Here is an 18,813-nt window from a genome sequence, read left to right on the forward strand (position 1 = left end):
TCCAGATCGACAACATGGAAAAGGCCGCCCCGATTGGGCGGCCTTATTCATTCCGGCGTGTGAAAGTCAGCCGGCACGCTCAGCCGTCCAGGGTTTCGAGCACGGCCTGGGCGGCCTTCTCGCTGGCCCGACCCTCACCGCGAAGCTCGCCCGTCGCCTCGATCATCCTGCGCCGCAGGGTATCGCGTCGCTGAGGATCGTCGAGCATCCGGATCACGGCTGCCGCCAGATTGGCCCCGGTGGCCCGGGTCTGGACGTATTCCTCGACCAGTTCCTCGTCGGCCACCATGTTCACGATGGTGATGAAACGGGCCTTGAAGAGCTTGAAGCCCCGGATCAGAGCCCAGGTGATCCAGCCCAGCCGATAGGCGGTTACCGTGGGGACGCCCGCCGTAGCCAGTTCCATCACCACTGTGCCCGAACAGGCCAGAGATACGGTGGCCGCGGCGAAAGCGTCGGCCTTCTCGGTCTCGTCGACCAGGACGCAGCCCTCGAAAACGGATTCCGTGGCCAGTCGATTGCGCAGCATTTCATCGACCGGATCGGCGATCGGGATGACGATGGCGAGGTCCGGCCGCTCGGCCCGCAAACGTTCAACGGCGCGGGTAAAGGCGGTGAACATGCGTTTGATCTCGGACGGTCGGCTGCCGAAGAGTAGAACGAGCACTTCGGCGTCCGCGGCAATGCCGTGACGCGCCCTGAAGGCGGGACCGTCTCCGTCGGGCAGGCGTTCCAGGGTCGGATTGCCCACAAATGTGACCGGCAGGCCGTGCTGTTCGTAATAGGGCGCGTCGAAGCTCATGATAGAGAGCAGATGGTCCACCGTCCCGGCGAGCGTGGCGGCACGCCCGGGCCGGGTCGCGAAGACTTGCGGCCCTACATATTTGACCAGCTTGATCGAAGGGTCGGCCTCACGCACGCCCTGGGCGACGCGCAGAGTGAAACCCCAGCTGTCGATCAGCACCACGGCATCGGGCCTGGCTTCGAGAATGTCGGCGACGGTGGCGGCTACATCCCGTTTGACCCGGGAATAGGCCTTGATCCCGTCGATCCAGCCGAGAATGCCGAGGCCGGAAATATCGATCGCTGAGACGATGCCCTGCTCGCTCATCGCCCGCCCGCCGACGCCGGAAAAGCGGACATCCGGACAGCGCTCGCGCAGGGACTGCATCAGCGCGCCGCCGAGCAGATCGCCGGACCGCTCCGCCGCCACCAGATAGATGTGCGGCGCGCCGGTCATGCGGCCTCCGGTCCCGTGATGGCGGGCGTCTCCGGGGCACGCACCAGCAGGAAGAGGCCGGCCCGCTCGAGCGCGTCGAGCACGGCCGGGCGATTGACGATCAGCGCACCGCCCGCCTCCAGCACGATCCCGGCAAGGCCGGCGGCGTCGCAGCGCTTCACCGTATCCACCCCGATCGTCGGCAGATCGATGCGGCGCTCCTGAATAGGTTTGGGGCATTTGGCCAGCACGCCGCAGCGCTCGCCCTCCGGGCCGCGCAATTCCCGCGGGAGGCTCCCCGCGCGTTCCAGCATGGCGTTGGTGCCTTCCTGGGCTTCGACAGCGAGCACCACGCCATGGGCCACGACTGCCCCCTGCCCGATGTCCAGACGGCCGATCTCGGCGGCGACATGCATCGCCTTGGCCGCATCCGCCTCCTGCTCACCGGTCAGCGTTTCGGCACCGAACAGACCCGCTTCCGGTGTCAGATGGGCCAGCACCTCATCGGCACCCAGAACGCGGAAACCATCGCGCTCGAACTCGCCGATTACGACACGAAGAAGCGCGTCATCACCCGATTTGGCAGCTGCCAGCACACGCGGCAGCATGGCGAGCCCGCGCGCGTCCATGCGCAGGGATTTGAAGTCCGGACGGGTCGCATATCCGGCAAAACAGACAGCGTCGCAGCCGGCTTTCCTGAAAGCCTTGATGGCGCCGCCGATCTCTCCCATGGACAGGCTCACACCGTCGACATCGCCGAAATCGCGGTCGACCATGCCCTTCAGGCTCACCACGAAGGGCGCCTCGCCTTCGAGGCCCCGCAGGATCTCGACCGGCAGGTCGCCGCCGCCGGCAATCAGGCCCAGCCGGGTCCAGTCCGGTGTCGTCTTCTCAGTCATCGGGCATGCAGAGCGGGCGTTTCGCGTCGTCGCGGATGAAGTTGACGATCTCCATCACCGGTTCGTTCTCGGAGTAGAGCCGCGCCGCATCCTCGAGCCGTTCCTCGAACGTGCCTTCGCGGGCGAAGAGCATGCGATAGGCCGCCCGAAGATCGCGCAGCGTTTCACGCGGCATGCCTCGGCGTTTGAGACCGATTACGTTCAGCCCGGCCAGATGGGCCGGATTGTCGACCACGGACCCGAAGGGGATCACATCGGCCACGACCTTGGCCATGCCACCAATGAAGGCGTGCGGACCGACGCGGGTATTCTGGTGCACGCCGCAAAAACCACCAAGGATTACGTGATCGCCGATCGTCGCATTGCCGGCGACCGCAGCGGAATTGGCGAAGACCACACGGTCCCCGATGACACAGTCATGGGCCACGTGGGAGGCGACCATGAAGTAGCCGTCATCGCCCACGACCGTCCGGCCCCGCGCGAAAGCGGTCCCCGGGTGCATGGTCACGTTCTCGCGCAGGATATTGCGCTGACCGAGGACGAGTTCGGTATCCTCGCCCTGGTATTTGAAGTCCTGCGGCGGGTGGCCGAGATGGACGTTCGGATAGAGCACGCAATCGGCACCGATCGTCGTATTCCCCGCGATCGTCACATGGGAATGAATGCGAACGCGATCGTGCAGCTTCACTTTCGGTCCGATCATGCAGAACGGGCCGATCTCGACGCCTTCGCCGATCTCCGCAGCCGGGTCGACCAGCGAGGTGGGGTGGATCTGCGCGCTGCTCATCAGTGCTCGATCGCCTTTGCCGAAAACTCGGCCTGCACGGCTCGAACGCCGTCGGCATAAACCTCGCCCTTGAACTTGAACACGCCGTGCCGGGCGGCGACGACCTCGACCGGCATGCGCAGCATCATTCCCGGACGCACCGGTGAGCGGAAGCGAACCTTGTCCGTGCCCATGAAGAAAACGGTCGCCGCATCCGGCGAGGCGCCGAGCGTCTTGTACATCAGCACGGCCCCGGCCTGCGCCATGGCCTCGATCATCAGCACGCCCGGCATGACCGGATTGCCGGGGAAATGCCCCGGGAAGAAGGGTTCGTTCGCCGTGACGGCCTTGATGCCCACGATCGATTGCCCCGCGACATAGTCCTCCGCCGCATCGATCAGCAGAAAGGGATAGCGGTGCGGCAGCAGGGTGAGAATTTCGTTGTTTTCAATCCGGTCGGACACGCGGATCAGTCCTTTTTCTTCTTGGCCGGTCCTTGCGCCATACGGCGGATCGCGGCGATTTCACGGAAATATTTTCGAAGCGGCTGCGCCGGAGCACCGCCATAGCTGGCATTGCCTTCCAGATCGGAAAGGACCGCCGAATTGCCGGCGACCTGAACATTATTCCCGATCGTGAAGTGGTCTCCCACGCCGACGCGTCCGCCAAAGACCACATTATCGCCGATCCGCGTACTGCCGGAGATACCGGCATAGGCGGCGAACATGCAGTTCTCCCCGATTTCGACGTTGTGGGCGACATGGCAGAGATTGTCGATCTTGCTGCCGGCACCGATACGCGTCGCACCGAAAACGCCCCTGTCGACACAGGAATTGGCACCGATGGTCACGCGGTCCGAGATCATGACGCTCCCCAGATGCGGGACATCCACCGTCCCGTCCGAGGATATTGCGACGCCGAACCCGGCTTCGCCAATCACGGCTCCCGCAAGAATGTTGCAGTCGGCGCCGATATCGCAGCAGGCCAGACTGGCGCGCGCGCCGATCCGGGTTCCGCGTCCGATCCGGCATCCCGGCGCGATGACGGCATTGGCACCGATGCGCACGTCCTGCGCGATCTCCACATCGGCGCCGATCACGACGCCCGGGCCGATCTCGGCGTCCGGAGCGATGCGGGCCTCGGGGGAAATCGCATCTCTCCCCGCCATTGTGCGCGGGCGTGCCAGGCCGGCCGCTGCTCGGGCGAAGGCGGCACGAGGACGTTCATGAACGAGCACGGCAACGCCCTGACCGGACAAACGCGAAGCAGCCTCCCCGGTTGTCAGGATCGTGGCACCGGCGAAGGCAGAAACGTCCACACCTTCAAGGATGTCCGCCCGCTCGAGATAGCTCAAAAAGCCCGGAGCAGCCTCACCGATCGGCGCGACCTGCTCGATGGCGATGTCACCGCTCCCGGAATCGGAAATCGCCGCACCCGAAAGCGCGGCGATCTCTTCAATCGTAAGCGGGCCTAGCCGGTCGTAGAAACGCGGATCAGCCAATTGCCTGTCCCGTTACTGCTGTTGGGCAGCCGCGGCTTCGTCGCCACGCGGCACGCGCACGCGCGTCACCGTAACCGACGGCAGGCGCTGGTTCAGGATCTCGATCACCGAATCCGTGATATCGACACGCTCGGAAGCGAAGACGAGGTTGGAACGATCGACGAGAATGTCGATACCGCGCTGCTCGACCACTTCTTCCAGGATCGGCTGGAGGATCTGGTAGACCGGTGCCATCGCCTGTCGCTGCGTCGCGGCGACTTCCTGCTGGCGGACACGGCGCTCGACTTCGAGCTGCTGGGTCTGCTGGCTGAGCGTCTGGATGCGCTGCATCAGGTCCGGGCGTTCCTGCACCGCCTGCGGCGTCATGGACGACACTTCGGCGTTGAGACGATCGGTTTCCTGCTGGATCGGCGCATTCATGGCTTGCATCTCGGCCTGGATTTCCTGGCCGATGGCCTGCATCCGGGTCGCGATGTGCTGGCCGACGGCGCTCTCACGAAGAACACGTTCCTCGTTGAACACCGCAATATTGACGTCCTGAGCCATGGACGGTGCGGCGAAGCCCGCAACCAGAACCGGGAGAAGGAGGAGTGTCTTGAAGAATTTCATAACTAGAACCCTGTTCGCGTACTGAACCGGAAGAATTCAGCTCTGTCATAGTCTTCCTTGATGAAGGCCTCTGCAAAGTCGAATCGCACCGGTCCGAATGGTGAATCCCAGAAGATGCTCACGCCGGCCGACGCACGCAGCGCCAGATCGTCGACAGTGAACACCCCGTTGGGCGTTTCCTGGATTTGGTCCTCGGAATCGAGCAGGCCGAGCGTGCCGAACTCCGTGAACACACTACCGCGCACCCCATACTGTTCCGGCAATCCGAGCGGGAATGTAACCTCGAAGGCGCCAACGCCATAGAGACGGCCGCCCAGGGAGTCACCCCGTACAAGATCGCCGTTGTCATCGCGAGTGACTGCTCGCGGACCAATACCCGCGACCTCGAAGCCGCGGAAGGAGTTGCCACCCTTGAAGAAGCGGTCATTGATGCGAACGCTATCGCCGCCCCAGGGCAGGATGAACCCGCCATTCATGGAGAAGCTGGCGACCACCTCATTGCCGAAAATGCTCGGCAGAACGCCCCGGTAGAAGGAGGCATCGACCTCCGAGCGAAGATACCGGACATCGCCGCCAATGCCAGCCACACCCTGGCTGAACTGGAGACGATAGCCGTCGCTCGGTTCGATCGGGTCGTTCACCCGGTTCCAGTTGAACGTATAGGTAAACAGCGACGTCGTACGGGATCCCGCCTGGCTCCGGAGCGCATTCGATGCAGACCGGAAGACCAGCACATTGTCCGAGCGAAGCGTGTAGCCCAGCTGGAGATTGGTCGAAGCGGTGACCGGGAAGCCGAGACGCAGGCTCGCACCCGTCGACTCGGTCTGGAACGACGCTTCGGTAATGAAGTCCGAATTGACCCGGAAGAGGTCGAAACCGGCCGCCATGTTGCGATCCATGAAGCGCGGCTCGGTGAAACGGATATCGATCGACTCCCGGTTCGAGCTGGCCGAAATCCGGAAGCGGAGGAACTGGCCGCGACCGCGGAGGTTCCGCTCCGAAATCGACAGGTCGACCAGGAAGGAATCGGTGGAGGAGAATCCGGCACCGAAGGCCAGCTCGCCTGTAGGCTGTTCCGTGACCTGCACATTGACGCGGGCGCGGTCCGGGGCGGAACCCGGGGATTCCTCCACTTCGACTTCCTCGAAGAAGCCGAGACGGCGAATATTGTTGCGCGAGCGATCCAGCAGGACCTGGTTGAAGGCATCGCCTTCGACGATGTCGAGCTCGCGGCGAATGACGCGGTCGATCGTCCGCGTATTGCCGGTGATGTCGATGCGCTCGATATAGACGCGCGGGCCCTCGTCGATGACGAATTCGACGTCGACGGTCTGGTCTTCACGATTGCGGTCGGTCAGCGGACGGACATTGACGAAGGCATAGCCCGAAGCACCGGCTGCGAAGGTCAGCGCATCGATACTGTCCTCGATCAGCTGGCCCTGGAAGAGATCGCCCTCACGCACCGGCAGGATGGCCGCGAGATAATCCTCGTTGAGATCCGGAATTTCGGTGCGAACGTTGATTTCGCCGAAATTATAGATCTGGCCCTCATCCACCGTGATGGTGATGTAGAAGGAGCGCTGGTCCGGCGTCAGTTCCGCGACGGCGGAAAGAACGCGGAAATTGGCGAAGCCCTGGTTCATGTAGAACTGGCGCAGCAGCTCGCGGTCGTATTCGAGGCGATCCGGATCGTAATTGTCGTTCGATCCGAAGAAACGCCACCAGCGCGACTCGCGCGTCACCAGTTCCCGGCGCAGACGCCGGTCGGAGAAGCTGTCATTGCCGATGAAGTTGATACGGCGCACGCCGGTGACCGGGCCTTCGGAAATCTCGAAAATGAGATCGACGCGGTTCTGTTCCTGCTCGACGATCTTCGGCGTCACGGTCGCGGCAAAGCGGCCGGACCGGCGATAGACCTCGATAATGCGCTGAACGTCGGACTGGACCCGGGCACGCGTGAAGATCGCACGCGGCTGGGCCTGGATCTCGTCGGTGATCTTGTCGTCATCGATCGCGCTGTTCCCTTCCAGGATGACGCGGTTGATGATCGGGTTCTCCTGGACGCGTACGAGCACCAGCTCGCCGCGGTCCTCGATCTGGACGTCGGAGAAAAGCCCCGTCGCAAACAGGGTCTGGATGGACAGGTTCACCAGGCGCGAGTCAAAGGTCTGACCCGGCTGGATGAGAAGGTAGGAGCGGACGGTGTCCGGCTCGACCCTCTGGTTCCCCTCAACCAGAATTTGCCGGATGACCGGTTGTGCCTGGACCTCCTGGGTCAGCACAGTCTGAGCCTCGGTCTGGCCCTCGGGGCCTGTCGCCTGGGTGCTCCCCGCACCCGGCTCCTGAGCCGACACCATGGTCGACAGGCTCACAGTCATCAAGGCTGCGAATAGCACACGCAGAACTCTCGCCATGGAAGATCGCCGCTCTCTGGGCCCGGTCAGAATCTCTGTCAAAAGATCTGCCCGAGCAGGTAATTCAAGTCGTTCCAAGTCGCTACAAGCATCATACCGAGCACAAGTGCAAGCCCTACCCTGAACCCCAGAGCCTGCGCCTTCATGCTCAGCGGACGCCGTGCAACCGCTTCATAGGCGTAATACACCAGATGTCCGCCGTCGAGGATGGGTATCGGTAAAAGATTCACCAAACCCAGTCCCACGGACAGAAAACCAGCCAAATAAATCAGATTGATGACAAGCAGAAACGTGCTCTCGCCGGCATTGCTACCCGCCTCCACGCTCGACAGTGCTGTCTGTCCGGCGGTCGTCGCGATCCCCAGAGGTCCGTTGAGCAATTCCGGCGAAACGCGGCCCGTCACGACGCGGCTGACATAGCGGCCGGTCGTGGAAACCGCCATCCAGGTCTGTTCCATTCCGTATCCGACAGCAGTGACGGGATTGAAATAATCGCGCCGTGATTCACCACCGACTGAAATGAGGCCGAGCCGCACCGTTGCGGCATCGTCACGCGCCATACCCACGGGCGCCGGCGATGGCGTTACCGTCAGCTCGATCTCCGTCTCCTCGCGCCGAACGACAAAATCGATCGGACTGTCACCGGCTTCGGCGAGCAGGGCGTCGACTTCGTGGAAGCCGCGAATGTCCTGGCCATTCACCGAGATGATACGGTCGAGCGCCTCGAACCCGGCCTGTTCGGCCGCGCTGTCCGCCAGCGGGGCGCGGATAACCGGCAATTGAAGCGAGGCGAGACCGAGCTGGCCCATGGTCCGCGTACCGCCGAAACGGTCCTCGACCTCGACCGCGCGCGCCGCCACGCGAAGGAGAACGGGCGAACCGTCCCGCATGACCGTCACGTCAAGCAGCTCGCCGGGCCGCCAGACGATTTCTGCAGGAATATCCTGGAAGGAATCTACCGCATTTCCATTGATGGACACGACCTCGTCCATCGGTTGGAAGCCTGCCTCTTCAGCGGCGCTGTCCGGCGCCACGGCACCGACGACAGGCGGGAGATAGGGCTGGCTACCGAAAGACAGGGCGAGCGCAGAAAAAATCGCGATGGCGAGAATGAAATTCGCGACCGGGCCCGCTGCCGTGACGATGGCGCGCTGCCATACCGGTTTGAAATGATAGCATTTTTCAGCGTCCGGCCCCATGCGGGCGCGCATCTCGTCCAGCTTGTCGGCATCCGGTTCGCTCGCCGCGCCCGCATCGCCGAGGAACTTCACATAGCCGCCCAGCGGCAGTGCCGCGATGCGCCACACGGTACCGTGCTTGTCCCGCCATGAGACGAGCGTGGGGCCGAAACCGACCGAAAACGCCTCGGCGTGAACACCGCACCAGCGCCCTGCCCAATAATGACCCAGCTCGTGAATGACCACCACGATGGAGATCAGGAACACGAATGAGAACAGTGTCAGGGGTAGCGTACCGATAAGGCTCATAAACTCGCTTTCGTCGTGTCAGGCCGTCGCACGCATCGCAATCAAGTCCCGTGCCAGTTCCCGGGCCCGTGCATCGATCGCGAAAACGTCGTCGAAAGCCGACAATTCCTGCGGCATATCGGCGTCCGATGCGCTGCGGCGAAGAACCTCTTCAACGCTGGCAGCGATGTCAAGGAAACCGATCTGCTCATCAAGAAAGGCTGCGACGGCAATCTCGTTGGCCGCGTTGAGTACGGCCGGTGCGATCCCGCCGGCCCGGATCGCCTCCCGCGCGAGACGGATCGCCGGAAAGCGTTCCAGATCAGGCGCTTCGAATTCAAGACGGCCGATCTCCGCGAGTCGCAACCGCTCAACAGGGGCCGGCATGCGTTCCGGCCAGGCCAGCGCGCTGGCGATCGGCGTGCGCATGTCCGGCGAGCCGAGCTGTGCCAGCAGGCTGCCATCCGCGTACTCGACCATGCCATGGACGATGGACTGGGGATGGACGACCACCTCAACCTGTTCCGGCGGCAGATCGAACAGCCAGCAGGCTTCGATGATCTCCAGCCCCTTGTTCATCATCGACGCGCTGTCGATGGTGATCTTGGCGCCCATCTCCCACGTCGGGTGCGCCAGAGCGTCGGACCGGCGTGCCGCGCGCATCTGCTCGAGCGTCCAGGTCCGGAACGGTCCGCCGGATGCGGTCAGCGTGATGGATTTGATGGTGGAGCGCTGCGCATTGTCGAAAACCTGGAAGACGGCATTGTGCTCGCTGTCGACCGGCAGGAGTTCGGTCCGGCAGCGCGCGGCCTCGGCCATGAAAAGCGGCCCGGCGCAGACCAGGCACTCCTTGTTGGCAAAGGCGAGCGCATTGCCTTGCCGCAGGGCTGCAAGCGTCGGCCGAAGTCCGGCCGCACCGACGATGGCCGCCATGGTCCAGTCGGCCGTCCGGGATGCCGCCTCGATGACTGCAGCGTCGCCGATGCCGATTTCGATCTCCGGATGATCCTTCAGCGCTGCCTTCAGAGCCTCGCCTGCCGTTTCTTCGGCGATCGCGACGCATTGCGCACGAAAACGGATGGCCTGCCGGGCGAGCTCCCCGGCATTGCGCCGCGCGGTCAGTGCGACGACGTCATACGCGCCCGGCTCCGCCCGCGCGATGAGGTCGAGCGTGGCGAGGCCGACCGAACCGGTCGCGCCGAGCACACTTATGCGCCGGGCCGTCATCACACGCCTCCCGGTGCCGGCCAACCGAGCGGTATGAATCGCTGGGCCAGCACAAAGACGATCACGGCGAGCATGAGCGCATCCACCCGGTCGAGCACGCCGCCATGGCCCGGAATAAGCGTCCCGGAATCCTTCACGCCAAAGCTGCGCTTGAAGAGCGACATCGCCAGATCGCCGAGCACGGCCGCGATCGCGACCAGCGCTGCGAGGATGGCCACATTGGGCAGGTCCAGTCCGAAGAGAATCCCGGCAGCGACACCGGCGGCGATACCGGCTGCCAGTCCGGCGAGCAGTCCGGCCCAGGTCTTGTTCGGGCTAGCCTGCGGAATGAGTTTGGGGCCGCCGATCCAGGTCCCGGCGAGATAGGCCAGACTATCCGCCCCCCAGACGATGGCGAAAAGCAGGATGACCGATTGCAGCCCGATACCGGGTTCCGCCCGGAGACCGGCGAGAAGACCGGCCGACAAGGCCACGTAAAGGACGCCCAGCACGTCGATCGACCAGCCCCGCCGCCAGCGCTCAACGCCTGCGGCGAGCGTGCCTGCCGCTCCCCAGAACAGGGCATCGTGCAAACTCGTCTGACCGGCCAGCAGTACCGCACCGGTCGCCGTCGAACAGGCGATCGCATAGGCCACGGGCGGCGCGCCGCGATCGGACATCTGCGTCCATTCCCACGCCATCGCGGCGGCAAAGGCCGCGACCCAGGCGGTAAAGACAAGATCGCCCAGCCAGAGCAGAGCGAGGGCCAGCGGACCGAGGATCAGGGCTGAGACCAGGCGGCGCAGGAAGACTGGATCACGCCGCACCGGCATCTAGGCCTCCATAGCGCCTGTTGCGCTGTTTGTAGGTTTCGATCGCGGCCTCGAAATGAGACGGCGCGAAATCCGGCCACAACACGTCCAGGAAGACGAGTTCGGCATAAGCCGCCTGCCAGAGCAGGAAATTGGAAATGCGCTGCTCGCCGCTCGTGCGGACCAGAAGATCGACATCGGGCTGGTCGGCCGTGTCGAGCGAGTTCTGGAAGGCAGTATCATCGATATCGCCGGGCTCCATGAGACCGGACTGGACGGCCTGGGCCAGCTTGCGGCTGGCCCGGACGATCTCGTCGCGACCGCCGTAATTGAAAGCGATGGTGAGATGGAAGTCGGTGTTTTCGCGGGTTCGCGCCTCGGCACGCTCGATCAGGGTCAGCAAATCCTTGGAGAGGTCGTCCCGTCGCCCGACGATACGGACGCGCACGCCGCGAGCGGCCAGCTTTTCAAGGTCCGCCTCGACATAATTGCGCATCAGTTCGAAGAGCGCGCCGACCTCCTCGGCCGGACGGTTCCAGTTCTCGGTCGAAAAGCTGAACAGGGTGAGATAGCGCACGCCCAACTCGCCGGCCGCCTCGACGGCCCGGCGCACGGCTTCGACGCCGCGCTTGTGACCAAAGGCCCGCGGCCGTCCGCGCTGCTTCGCCCAGCGGCCATTGCCATCCATTATGATGGCAACGTGCCACGGACCCGGCTGGTCAGCGGAAGCGTCTTCGCTCATGGTCTCGCTCCGCCAATCGGGGTGATCAGACCTGCATGATCTCTTCTTGCTTGGTCTTCAGCGACTCATCGATGCGCTTGATCGCGTCGTCGGTGAGTTTCTGAACGTCATCGGCAAAGGACTTGTGCTCATCCTCTGACAGGACGCCATCCTTTTCCATCTTCTTCAAGGCTTCCATTCCGTCGCGACGGACATTGCGAACCGCGACGCGAGCATGCTCGGCATAGGTGCCGGCGAGCTTGGCGATCTCGGCCCGGCGCTCCTCGTTGAGCGGCGGGATCGGAATGCGCAGGAGCTGGCCTTCCACGACCGGGTTCAGACCCAGGCCGGAATTGCGGATGGCCTTGTCGACGGCCGGCACCATGGTCTTGTCCCAGACCTGGACCGAAATCATGCGCGGCTCCGGCACGGAGACCGAACCGACCTGGTTGAGCGGGGTCGGGCTGCCATAGGCCTCGACCTTGATCGGGTCGAGCAGGCTGGCGCTCGCACGGCCGGTGCGCAGGCCGGCGTATTCCTTGCCCAGCGCATCGATCGCGCCATTCATGCGCCGCTTGAGGTCGGCTTCGTCGAAATCGGTTTCGTCGCTCATGGCTTGTCTTTTCCCTTATTCGCCTGCGCGTGCCTTGGACGGATCGGTTCCGATCACGGTGCACACGCCCTCCCCGGCGAGCACGCGGGCGAGGCCCCCGGTCTTGTGGATGTCGAATACGACAATCGGTATCGCATTTTCGCGCATCAGCGTCACCGCCGACGCATCCATCACCTTGAGGTCCCGCGTGAGGACGTCGAGATAATCGAGATGGTCGTAGCGATCGGCATCCGGATTGGTGCGCGGATCGGCCGAATAGACGCCGTCGACCTGCGTGCCCTTGAGCAGCGCGTCGCAGCCCATTTCAGCCGCGCGCAACGCCGCGGCCGTATCGGTCGTGAAGAACGGATTGCCGGTGCCGGCCGCAAAAATGACCACCCGGCCCTTTTCCATGTGCCGCGTCGCGCGCCGCCGGATATAGGGCTCGCAGACCGTGGTCATGGGAATGGCGGATTGTACGCGCGTTTGTACGCCGATGCTCTCCAGCGCGGTCTGCATGGCCAGGGCGTTCATCACGGTCGCCAGCATGCCCATATAGTCGGCAGCGGCGCGGTCCATGCCCTTGGCGGCCCCGGAGAGTCCGCGGAAGATATTCCCGCCGCCGATAACCAGGCACATCTCGGTGCCCGCTTCGACCGCCTGCGCGACTTCCCTGGCAATTCGATTGGCGGTTTCCAGATCGATCCCGTAATTCTGGGATCCCATCAGGGCTTCACCGGAAACCTTGAGGAGAACACGCCGGTATTTCGGCGATTTCTCAGGCCCTGACGGCTCGGATGCAGATGAATCAGTCACGGCGCCACAGCATATAGAAAGCGGCGGCGCTGGGAAGCGCCGCCGCTCATTGTCAGAACGATCACGCCTGGCCGGTGGCAGCAGCCACCTCGGCAGCGAAATCCTCTTCCTTTTTCTCGACGCCTTCGCCGAGCGCCATGCGCACGAAGCCGGCGATCTCGACCGGGCTGCCGAGGTCCTTGGACGCGTCGGCGAGCACCTGCTCGATGGTCTTGTCCGGGTCCATGACGAAAGCCTGCTTCAGCAGCACGACTTCCTCGTAGAACTTGCGCATGCGGCCTTCCACCATCTTCTCGACGATGTTTTCCGGCTTGCCTGACTGACGGGCCTGGTCGGCGAAGACTTCGCGCTCCTTGTCGGCGATCGCGCTGTCCACACCGTCAACGTCGACGGCGACGGCCACGGCCGGCGAACCGGCAGCGACGTGCATGGCCAGCTTGCGGCCGAGATCGGCCAGCTTGGCGGAATCACCGTCCGACTTGAGGCCGACCAGAACGCCGATGGCACCCATATTGTCGGCGGCCGGATTGTGGACATAGCTGGCGACCACGCCCGGCTCGGCCGTCACGACGGCGGCGCGGCGCACGGACATGTTCTCGCCGATCGTGGCGATCAGATTGGTCAGCTTTTCGTCGACGCTTTCGCCGGACGCCGTCTTGGCGGCCTTGAGCGCCTCGACATCGGCACCCGTGCCGATGGCAAGGCCGGCGATTTCCGTCACGGCCGACTGGAACTTCTCGTTCCGGGCCACGAAATCGGTTTCCGAATTGACCTCGACGACAGCACCTTTGCCGCCTTCGGTGGCAACCGCCACCAGGCCTTCCGCGGCGACGCGGTCGGCTTTCTTGGCAGCCTTGGACAGGCCCTTCTTGCGCAGCCAGTCAACGGCGGCTTCGAAGTCGCCGTCCGTCTCGTTCAGCGCCTTCTTGCAGTCCATCATGCCTACGCCGGTCTTTTCGCGCAGTTCCTTCACGAGAGCGGCAGTAATCGCAGCCATCGGTATCTCCTGGGATTCTCGCTGTGAAATCGAAGCTTACGCTTCGGTCTTGTCAGTGTCGGACGACGCTTCCGTGGCATCCCCGGACTTTTCTTCCTCGGCCTTGGCTTCCTCGGCCTTGGCTTCCTCGGCCGGAGCCTCGGCTTCGACGAGCGTCTCGACCGGCGCTTCGGAAGCGCCCAGATCCACGCCCATCGCCATCTGGCTGTCGGCCATACCGTCGAGGACGGCGTCGGCGATCAGGTCGCAGTACAGGCCGATGGCGCGGCTGGCGTCGTCATTGCCCGGGATCGGGAAGTCGATCGGATCCGGGTCGCAGTTGGTGTCGACCACGGCGATGACCGGAATGCCAAGCTTCTTGGCTTCCTGGATGGCGATGCCTTCCTTGTTCGTGTCGATCACGAACATCAGGTCAGGCGTACCGCCCATATCCTTGATACCGCCGAGCGAACGGTCGAGCTTCTCGCGCTCGCGCGTCAGCATCAGCTGTTCTTTCTTGGTCAGGCCGGACAGACCGCCTTCGCTCTCGAACATGGTTTCCAGCTCGCGCAGACGGGCGATCGAGTTGGAGATGGTGCGCCAGTTGGTCAGCGTACCGCCGAGCCAGCGCTGGTTCATGTAGTACTGGGCGCAACGGCCGGCAGCGTTCGCGAGCGGCTCTTGCGCCTGTCGCTTGGTGCCGACGAAGAGGATGCGGCCACCCTTGGCAGCCGTATCGCGCACTTTCACCAGGGCCTGGTGAAGCAGCGGAACCGACTGGGAGAGGTCGATAATGTGGATGTTGGAACGCTCGCCGAAGATGAAATCCTTCATCTTGGGGTTCCAGCGGTGGGTCTGGTGGCCGAAGTGGCAGCCAGCTTCGAGCAGCTGGCGCATGCTGAATTCAGGGAGAGCCATCGATGTGTCCTTTTCCGGTTGGCCTCCACGGAGCGGAGTCACCCGAACCGCCGGGCGACACCGGAGCGGACTGTCCGAAGACAGGCCGTAGCCCCGTGTGCGTAATGGCGCGGCTTATAGGCCCAACTTCGCCTGTTTGGCAAGCGGTGCAGACCGCTGCCGATGCAGCCCGGCCATGCGTCTGGCGATAGCAGGCACCCGGATCAGGCGCTTTCCACGGATGCGACGCCTGAAACCCCTTTGAGGGCAGCCTGAAGGGCACTGTCTGCACTGTGCCGTCCCGGCAGGCGCAATTCCACCTCGCCGCCGTCCTCCAGCGGCAGGAAAAGATCGATTACCGCATTGCGGGACGCATCGGCGCGATTGTTCGCCCGCTCCAGACGAGACTGGATCGCCGGGAGGGCCGACGCATCGTCGACGCGAATGCGCAGCTTGTCCGCCATGACCCGCGTGTCGAGCGCCTCGATCCGGTCCGCGAAGAAGGAAATCTGTTCCTCGCGCTCGTCGACGCGGCAATTGACCAGAATGGCCTGCCCGCTTTCCAGCAGATCGCGCTCGGTTCGCAGCAATTCCGGCGCCACGAAGACCTCGAATTCGCCGGTCGGATCGGACAGCGTCACCCAGGCAAAGCGTTCGCCGGACTTGTTTGAGACGCGCTCCTGGCGCCGCCGGACCATGCCGGCCAGACGCGCGGCGGTGGCGCCGTCCGCCACCCGGGCAGGCGCCTCGGCGAAGAAGACCACACCGCGATCCGCGAGATGCTCGGCCAGATCGTCGAGCGGGTGGCCCGAGAGATAGAAGCCGATGGCGGCAAGCTCGTTGTCGAGGCGTTCGGTGGCGGTCCAGGGATCGGGCTCGGGCAGGCGCGGCCGCTCGAGCTGAGCCTCCTCCCCGCCCCCGCCGAACAGGCTGGCCTGCGCACTTTCGCGCTGCTGGGCGGCATGCTGGGCCATGGACAGAAGCGTTTCGGCGGAGGCGAAGACGCGTGCCCGATCGGGATCAAGAGTGTCGAAAGCGCCGGCACGGGCGAGATTCTCGTAAGTGCGCTTGTTGACGTGACGCGGATCGATGCGCTCGGCGAAATCATAGAGGTCCTTGAAGGCACCGTTCGCATCGCGTTCGGCGACGATGTGCTCCATGGCCAGAAAGCCGACATTGCGGATGGCGCCGAGGGCGAAGCGGATCGTGCCCTCCTCGACCGAGAAATCGGCCTGCGAGGCATTCACGTCCGGCGGACGCACCTCGATCTGCATGCGACGGATTTCCTGGAAGAAGGCGGCCAGCTTGTCGGTATTGGCCCGGTCGAGCGACATCAGGGCCGCCATCAACTCGACGGGGTAGTTCGCCTTGAGATAGCCCGTCCGGTAGGCGATCGCGGCATAGGCGGCAGCGTGAGACTTGTTGAAGCCGTAACCGGCGAATTCGGCGACCAGCTCGAAGATGTAGGACGCCTTCTCCCGGCTCACGCCCTTCTTTTCGGCGCCTTCGAGGAAACGGACCTTCTGCTTGTCCATTTCCTCCTTCTTCTTCTTGCCCATGGCGCGGCGCAGCAGGTCGGCTTCGCCGAGCGAGTAGCCGGACAGAATCTGCGCGATCTGCATCACCTGTTCCTGGTAGATGATGACGCCGTAGGTTTCCGACAGCACGCCTTCCAGGTCGGGATGCAGGCAATCGACCTCGGCCCGGCCGAACTTCCGGTCGACATAGACGTCGATATTCTTCATCGGGCCGGGACGGTAGAGCGAGATGAGCGCGATCAGATCCTCGATCGCATCCGGCTTCATCTTCTTCAGCGTATCGCGCATGCCCGAGCTTTCCAGCTGGAACACGCCGATCGCATGACCGGACTGAAGCAGTTCGAAAGTGGGCTTGTCGTCGAAATCGATGCCCTCGATATCGGGCACTTCCTTGCCGGCGGATTCGATGTATTGCAGCGCCCGCGCGATCACGGTGAGCGTCTTCAGGCCGAGAAAGTCGAATTTCACGAGGCCGGCCGGCTCGACCCATTTCATGTTGAACTGGGTCGCCGGGATGTCGGAGCGCGGATCGCGATAGAGCGGAACGAGTTCGGAAAGCTTCCGGTCGCCGATCACAACGCCGGCGGCATGTGTGGAGGCGTTCCGGAAAAAGCCCTCCAGCTTGAGCGCGATCGTCAAAAGGCTGTCCACCGCATCATCATCGCGCCGCATTTCCTGCAGGCGAGGCTCGATCTCGAGCGCTTCGGCGAGTGTGACGGGATTGGCCGGATTGGACGGGACGAGCTTGGCCAGCTTGTCGACGAGACCGAAGGGCAATTGCAGGACGCGGCCTGTATCGCGCACCACGGCCCGGGCCTGGAGGGTGCCGAAGGTGATGATCTGCGCGACTCGATCATGCCCGTATTGTTCCTGGACGTAGCGGATCACCTCGCCGCGCCGCTCCTGGCAGAAATCGACGTCGAAGTCGGGCATGGAAACGCGTTCCGGATTGAGGAAGCGTTCGAAGAGCAGACCGAAACGGAGCGGATCGAGATCGGTGATGGTCAGCGCATAGGCGACGAGCGAGCCAGCACCCGAACCCCGCCCGGGACCGACCGGAATGTCGTGCGACTTGGCCCACTGGATGAAATCCGAAACGATCAGGAAGTATCCGGGAAAGCCCATCTGCTTGATGATGCCCAGCTCGAAATCGAGCCGTTCGCGGTATTCCTCTTCCGGCGCGGCGTTCGTCCCTGCTGCCAGCCGCTCGGTCAGTCCTTCATGGGCCCGGGCCGTCAACTCCTCGGCCTCGTCGCGGCCGCCCTCGGTCGGGAAACTGGGAAGGATCGGCGGATGCGTCCGCACCCGGAAGGCGCAACGCCGCGCGATCTCGACCGTATTGGCCAGGGCCTCCGGCAGATCGGCAAAACGCTCTGCCATTTCCTCGCGCGAGGTCAGGTAATGGTCCGCCGTAACCCGCCGGCGGTCCGTTACGGAGACGTAGGAGCTCTGGGAAATGCACAGCAAGGCGTCGTGAGCCTTGTGCATGGAGGCATCCGGAAAATAGGCCTCGTTCGTTGCGACCAGCGGCAGATGGCGCGCATAGGCCTGTTCGACCAGCCAGTTCTCGGCCTCCAGTTCTTCCGGCAATCCGTGACGCTGGAGCTCGACATAGAGCCGGTCGCCGAAAGCCCGTTCGAGCGCCTTGAGCAGGCCGCTCGCCTCCGGGTGACGGCCACCGGTGATCATCCGGTTGAGCGCGCCGTCAGGACCTCCGGTCAGTGCGATCAGGCCATCGGCATGATCGAGAACGAGGGAAAGCGGGACATGAGCCTCTTCCGCCCCGTCCACATCCAGATAGGCGGCGCTGGAAAGCGCCATGAGATTTTGATAGCCGGCCTCGTTCTGGGCGAAAAGAACCAGCGTCCCCTCCGGCTCCGCCCGCTCGCCCGGGTGCGGCTGGGAAGTACGAATGGACAGCGTGCAGCCGATGATGGGCTGGATTCCCGCACCGGCCATGACTTCAGAGAATTCGAGGGCGCCGAAAAGATTATTGGTATCGGTCAGAGCGATGGCGGGCATGCCGTAATTCCGGCAGGCCTCCACCATTTGCGGAATTCGGATAGCCCCCTCGAGTAGCGAGTAAGGCGAGCGGACCCGCAAATGCACGAAGGGATGACTGGCGCTCATGACCCGGCTGTCTCCTGCTGCCCGGATAATTCCTGTCGGCGCGCCCTCGCCGGATTGTTTAACCGCCGGCCGCGCCCCTCGCCGGACGGCGAGTCGCAAGCAGCCAGACTAACGCGATCAGACCGGCCCGAGAACCGATCCCCACATGGCGATCATCCAGGCAAAGCCGAGAATGGCGGTGGCGGCGGAAACATCCTGAAGAACCTGACGCATAACTCACTCCCCAATTCGAGTTCGCGTTTTGTTCTAAT

General features: G+C 63.8%; 16 protein-coding genes. All 16 read right to left on the bottom strand.

Features of this window, described 5'->3' with window-relative positions:
* Positions 1 to 79 precede the first annotated feature (79 nt).
* The 16 genes from lpxB to dnaE all read right to left on the bottom strand — a co-directional run bounded on the left by lpxB (position 80) and on the right by dnaE (position 18,562).
* The gene (lpxB, locus tag AC13HB_RS12550; protein WP_482950112.1) at positions 80 to 1,240 is read right to left on the bottom strand and encodes a lipid-A-disaccharide synthase; all 1,161 of its coding nucleotides are present in this window, start codon (positions 1,238 to 1,240) and stop codon (positions 80 to 82) included.
* Positions 1,237 to 2,118 (bottom strand): LpxI family protein, encoded by an 882-nt coding sequence (locus AC13HB_RS12555; protein ID WP_482950113.1) that lies wholly within the window; start codon positions 2,116 to 2,118, stop codon positions 1,237 to 1,239. Before AC13HB_RS12555 ends, lpxB begins: the two co-directional genes overlap by 4 nt.
* Complete coding sequence (gene lpxA, locus AC13HB_RS12560; protein WP_482950114.1) at positions 2,111 to 2,905, bottom strand: acyl-ACP--UDP-N-acetylglucosamine O-acyltransferase; 795 nt, start codon at positions 2,903 to 2,905, stop codon at positions 2,111 to 2,113. Before lpxA ends, AC13HB_RS12555 begins: the two co-directional genes overlap by 8 nt.
* Positions 2,905 to 3,348 (bottom strand): 3-hydroxyacyl-ACP dehydratase FabZ, encoded by a 444-nt coding sequence (gene fabZ, locus AC13HB_RS12565; protein WP_482950115.1) that lies wholly within the window; start codon positions 3,346 to 3,348, stop codon positions 2,905 to 2,907. Before fabZ ends, lpxA begins: the two co-directional genes overlap by 1 nt.
* Positions 3,349 to 3,353: 5 nt before the next feature.
* Entirely contained in the window at positions 3,354 to 4,385 is a 1,032-nt protein-coding gene (lpxD, locus tag AC13HB_RS12570; protein ID WP_482950116.1) for a UDP-3-O-(3-hydroxymyristoyl)glucosamine N-acyltransferase, read from the bottom strand.
* Between the two features lie 12 nt (positions 4,386 to 4,397).
* Positions 4,398 to 4,994: an OmpH/Skp family outer membrane protein gene (locus tag AC13HB_RS12575; RefSeq protein WP_482950117.1), complete on the bottom strand. Its 597-nt coding sequence runs from the start codon at positions 4,992 to 4,994 to the stop codon at positions 4,398 to 4,400.
* 2 nt (positions 4,995 to 4,996) lie between these two features.
* Positions 4,997 to 7,408, bottom strand: coding sequence for an outer membrane protein assembly factor BamA (gene bamA / locus AC13HB_RS12580; protein ID WP_482950118.1), 2,412 nt, complete (start codon positions 7,406 to 7,408; stop codon positions 4,997 to 4,999).
* Positions 7,409 to 7,446: 38 nt separating this feature from the next.
* Positions 7,447 to 8,895 carry an RIP metalloprotease RseP gene (rseP, locus tag AC13HB_RS12585; RefSeq protein WP_482950119.1) on the bottom strand — a complete coding sequence of 483 codons (1,449 nt, stop codon included), beginning with the start codon at positions 8,893 to 8,895 and terminating at the stop codon, positions 7,447 to 7,449.
* Between the two features lie 18 nt (positions 8,896 to 8,913).
* Complete coding sequence (dxr, locus tag AC13HB_RS12590; RefSeq protein ID WP_482950120.1) at positions 8,914 to 10,101, bottom strand: 1-deoxy-D-xylulose-5-phosphate reductoisomerase; 1,188 nt, start codon at positions 10,099 to 10,101, stop codon at positions 8,914 to 8,916.
* Positions 10,101 to 10,913 (bottom strand): phosphatidate cytidylyltransferase, encoded by an 813-nt coding sequence (locus AC13HB_RS12595; protein WP_482950121.1) that lies wholly within the window; start codon positions 10,911 to 10,913, stop codon positions 10,101 to 10,103. The genes dxr and AC13HB_RS12595 overlap by 1 nt, the downstream gene beginning before the upstream one ends.
* Positions 10,897 to 11,634: an isoprenyl transferase gene (locus tag AC13HB_RS12600; RefSeq protein ID WP_482950122.1), complete on the bottom strand. Its 738-nt coding sequence runs from the start codon at positions 11,632 to 11,634 to the stop codon at positions 10,897 to 10,899. Before AC13HB_RS12600 ends, AC13HB_RS12595 begins: the two co-directional genes overlap by 17 nt.
* Positions 11,635 to 11,659: 25 nt before the next feature.
* Complete coding sequence (frr, locus tag AC13HB_RS12605; protein ID WP_482950123.1) at positions 11,660 to 12,226, bottom strand: ribosome recycling factor; 567 nt, start codon at positions 12,224 to 12,226, stop codon at positions 11,660 to 11,662.
* Between the two features lie 15 nt (positions 12,227 to 12,241).
* Entirely contained in the window at positions 12,242 to 13,021 is a 780-nt protein-coding gene (pyrH, locus tag AC13HB_RS12610; protein WP_482950124.1) for a UMP kinase, read from the bottom strand.
* A 61-nt stretch (positions 13,022 to 13,082) separates the two neighbouring features.
* A complete protein-coding gene (gene tsf, locus AC13HB_RS12615; RefSeq protein WP_482950125.1) occupies positions 13,083 to 14,018 on the bottom strand; it encodes a translation elongation factor Ts in 936 nt (311 codons plus the stop codon).
* A 36-nt stretch (positions 14,019 to 14,054) separates the two neighbouring features.
* A complete protein-coding gene (gene rpsB / locus AC13HB_RS12620) occupies positions 14,055 to 14,915 on the bottom strand; it encodes a 30S ribosomal protein S2 (protein WP_482950126.1) in 861 nt (286 codons plus the stop codon).
* Between the two features lie 203 nt (positions 14,916 to 15,118).
* Positions 15,119 to 18,562: a DNA polymerase III subunit alpha gene (dnaE, locus tag AC13HB_RS12625; RefSeq protein WP_482950127.1), complete on the bottom strand. Its 3,444-nt coding sequence runs from the start codon at positions 18,560 to 18,562 to the stop codon at positions 15,119 to 15,121.
* Between the last annotated feature and the right edge of the window lie 251 nt (positions 18,563 to 18,813).

This window comes from Maricaulis sp. B-26 (assembly GCF_056857855.1).

Coding starts and splice junctions, on each gene's coding strand:
- AC13HB_RS12575 (WP_482950117.1), bottom strand. CDS start 4,994: ATGAAATTCTTCAAGACACTCCTCCTTCTCCCGGTTCTGGTTGCGGGC.
- rseP (WP_482950119.1), bottom strand. CDS start 8,895: ATGAGCCTTATCGGTACGCTACCCCTGACACTGTTCTCATTCGTGTTC.
- AC13HB_RS12595 (WP_482950121.1), bottom strand. CDS start 10,913: ATGCCGGTGCGGCGTGATCCAGTCTTCCTGCGCCGCCTGGTCTCAGCC.
- lpxA (WP_482950114.1), bottom strand. CDS start 2,905: ATGAGCAGCGCGCAGATCCACCCCACCTCGCTGGTCGACCCGGCTGCG.
- dxr (WP_482950120.1), bottom strand. CDS start 10,101: ATGACGGCCCGGCGCATAAGTGTGCTCGGCGCGACCGGTTCGGTCGGC.
- frr (WP_482950123.1), bottom strand. CDS start 12,226: ATGAGCGACGAAACCGATTTCGACGAAGCCGACCTCAAGCGGCGCATG.
- rpsB (WP_482950126.1), bottom strand. CDS start 14,915: ATGGCTCTCCCTGAATTCAGCATGCGCCAGCTGCTCGAAGCTGGCTGC.
- dnaE (WP_482950127.1), bottom strand. CDS start 18,562: ATGAGCGCCAGTCATCCCTTCGTGCATTTGCGGGTCCGCTCGCCTTAC.
- AC13HB_RS12555 (WP_482950113.1), bottom strand. CDS start 2,118: ATGACTGAGAAGACGACACCGGACTGGACCCGGCTGGGCCTGATTGCC.
- lpxB (WP_482950112.1), bottom strand. CDS start 1,240: ATGACCGGCGCGCCGCACATCTATCTGGTGGCGGCGGAGCGGTCCGGC.
- tsf (WP_482950125.1), bottom strand. CDS start 14,018: ATGGCTGCGATTACTGCCGCTCTCGTGAAGGAACTGCGCGAAAAGACC.
- bamA (WP_482950118.1), bottom strand. CDS start 7,408: ATGGCGAGAGTTCTGCGTGTGCTATTCGCAGCCTTGATGACTGTGAGC.
- AC13HB_RS12600 (WP_482950122.1), bottom strand. CDS start 11,634: ATGAGCGAAGACGCTTCCGCTGACCAGCCGGGTCCGTGGCACGTTGCC.